Genomic DNA, 715 nt, shown 5'->3' on the forward strand with positions numbered 1-715 from the left:
TGCGGCCGGTTCCGGTCGGTGTCGCGGGTGAAATGTATGTCGCGGGACCGCAGTTGGCTCGTGGTTATCTCGGCCGTCCGGATCTGACCACGGCGCGGTTCGTGGCGAATCCGCTGGCCGATGCCGATTCCGCGGGTTCGCGCTTGTATCGCTCCGGTGACTTGGCGCGTTGGAACCGCAATGGCGAGCTGGAGTATCTGGGTCGTGCCGATGATCAGGTGAAGGTTCGCGGTTTCCGTATCGAGCTCGGTGAGATCGAGTCTGCGGTGCTTGCTCAGCCGGGTATTGCTCAGGCGGCGGTCATCGTGCGTGAGGATCAGCCGGGCGATCAGCGGATCGTGGCCTACGTCGTCGCCGATCCGGACTCCGCGCCGGATGTCGAGGTGATCCGTGACGCGGCAGCCCAGCTGTTGCCGTCGTACATGGTGCCCGCGTCGTTCGTGGTGCTGGAACGGATTCCGTTGACGGTCAACGGCAAGCTGGACCGGCGCGCGCTGCCCGCTCCCGAGGTGCGTGCCAAGGCGTTCCGTGCGCCGGTCACTCCGGTCGAGGAGATCGTGGCCGCGGTGTTCGCCGAGGTGCTCGACCTGGATCGGGTCGGTGTGGACGACGATTTCTTCGATCTGGGTGGTAACTCGCTCATCGCGACCAGGGTGGTGTCGCGCATCGGGGCTGCGCTCGGGACGACGGTTCCGGTGCGGGCACTGTTCGAGGC

Annotated in this window: 1 protein-coding gene; it reads left to right on the forward strand. The window is 66.2% G+C overall.

Annotated features, from left to right (window positions below; translation table 11 throughout):
- Nucleotides 1-715 (forward strand): AMP-binding enzyme (locus ACLMAL_RS39695; RefSeq protein WP_412003783.1); only part of this gene is annotated, 715 nt, incomplete at both ends.

Origin of the sequence: Nocardia sp. CWNU-33 (genome assembly GCF_046764895.1) — a bacterium.
GTDB lineage: Bacteria > Actinomycetota > Actinomycetes > Mycobacteriales > Mycobacteriaceae > Nocardia.